We start from the raw sequence: 1,942 nt of genomic DNA on the forward strand, positions 1-1,942 counted from the left end.
GTCGCCGGGTGGCCCGGGGGATCTCACCCCCGGGCTCCCACAGAACGGAACGTGACAGTCTCCCGTCATTCCGCTCTTCTCATCTAATCCATCAGAACTCGGACATCCACTCCCAGTGGTCGAAGAGCGCGGGCATCCTGTGCAGAAGCCCATGCCACCAGGCCTTGAACCTCTTGAACGTCTTGAGCCGTGCGAACTTTCTGCGACCCCACCGCATCAGGTAGGTGTTGATGCGGCGCAGGAGGCCATTCATCTCAGACCGGTAGAACTTGCCGTAGTATTGCATCCAGCCACGAATCACTGGATTCATCCACGCAGCCAGCTCCGCCAGATCATTAGTGGTACACAAGTGCAGCCGCCATCTGCGAACCGTGTGACTTTTGGCTTTGAGCGCGTCCTTGCTGATCGCCGGCAGGAACCCGGCAAACATGCTCTTGCCGTCCCTGGTCGGCGCCGTTCGGGCGCGGAACGTGAACCCGAGGAATGTGAACGACGTGCATTCAAAGTCGAACCGCCGCTTCCTGTCCTTGCAGTACACGATCTTGGTTTTGTCAGGATGCAGCCGCAACCCGACGCTGTCCATCCTCTCTACCAACGCCGCCCGCACTTGCCGGGCCTGGCGCTCAGTCGCACAATGCACCACCGCGTCATCAGCGTACCGCTCGAACTCCACTGCCGGGAACTCCCTCGTCAGTCAAGTGTCGAACGCGTAGTGCATGAAGAGATTAGCGAGGACAGGTGATACGGCTGACCCCTGAGGGGTGCCGCGGTCCCGCTCCACAGTCTTTCCGTCGGGCATGTGAATCGGCGCTGTCAGCCACCTCTTCACATATAACACCACCCATTTCTGGTCGGTGTTGACCTCCACCGCCTTGACCATGCGATCGTGATCCACCGTGTCGAAGAACTTTTGGACGTCCAGGTCGAGGACCCAGTCCTTCCGCCAGCATCTTTCTCGGCATTTCTTCACCGCATCCAGCGCGGATCGCCCCGGCCGGTACCCGTACGAGTCCTCATGGAAGATCGACTCCATACGTGGTTCCAGTTGCAGTGCAACCACAGTCTGCGCGATTCTGTCGGCCACAGTGGGAATCCCTAGTATTCTTGTCCCACCACCATGCGGCTTCGGTATTTCCACTGCCCGCACCGGAGGCGGAAAGTAGGTCCCCGACGACATCCGATTCCATATCTTGTAGAGATTATTCTTCAGATCAGTCTCGAAATCCTCGATGGACTGCCCATCCACCCCGGCGGCACCTTTGTTTCGCTTGACGCTCTTGTATGCCTCCCATACCAGTCGCTTCGATATCTGAAACGGCTTGTCTTCCGAACCCGACTTGCTCACTCGTCTCCTCCCAGGTCATCCCTGGTTGCTCGCGTGAAACAAACCACAGATGAGCCAGCCCCTTCGCTCCACTTCCATTACAGAAGCTTCATCACTACTACGAACTGGTCCGCCAGCGCAGCCGCAACGGTACTCAGCATCTTGCGGTTTCTGCCGCTCGACGCGCTCCCTCTCGCGCTTGCCGCACCCTCGCGACAAACCCGGTGTCGACTCGCGCCTTCTCGCGTTCCGTGCAGAAGCCCAGATCAGACTCACGCCGCCTGCATGCCGGACACCGCCTGGCCAATAAACGGGACACCCGCCAGACTCATCTCGGGATCGCTTTGAAACCCCGATTTTGATGCCATTTCAAGTTCTCGACACTTCATCAGCGGTTCACTCTCGTTCGTCTTCCTGATCCACACCTGACGACTCTTACGGCCGCCTTTTCCTCAACGCTCAGCACGACAGTCTTCAGCTAACGCACCTTGAGGTGGTTTGACGTCTCCCCCCGCAGGGCGACGCCGGAGGGCCAAACCTCCATCTCCCACACAGCATCACTTCAAGTACCCGCACCTACCAAACGACTCCTCTCCATGTTCGCGACACAACAAAGCC

The 1,942-nt window shown here is 58.6% G+C and carries 1 protein-coding gene and 1 pseudogene; both read right to left on the reverse strand.

Annotation, left to right across the window (positions count from 1 at the left end):
• Positions 1-91 precede the first annotated feature (91 nt).
• Positions 92-430 (reverse strand): group II intron maturase-specific domain-containing protein, encoded by a 339-nt coding sequence (locus tag ABD256_RS44030; protein WP_344432368.1) that lies wholly within the window; start codon positions 428-430, stop codon positions 92-94.
• Between the two features lie 96 nt (positions 431-526).
• Positions 527-1,177: pseudogene (locus ABD256_RS44035) on the reverse strand (reverse transcriptase domain-containing protein); the annotation flags it as partial.
• Positions 1,178-1,942: the final 765 nt, after the last annotated feature.

It is taken from the genome of Amycolatopsis minnesotensis, from assembly GCF_039529815.1.
GTDB lineage: Bacteria > Actinomycetota > Actinomycetes > Mycobacteriales > Pseudonocardiaceae > Amycolatopsis > Amycolatopsis minnesotensis.

Bases quoted from the DNA above. Each gene is read 5' to 3' on its own strand.
- ABD256_RS44030 (WP_344432368.1), bottom strand. From the start codon at position 430: ATGTTTGCCGGGTTCCTGCCGGCGATCAGCAAGGACGCGCTCAAAGCC.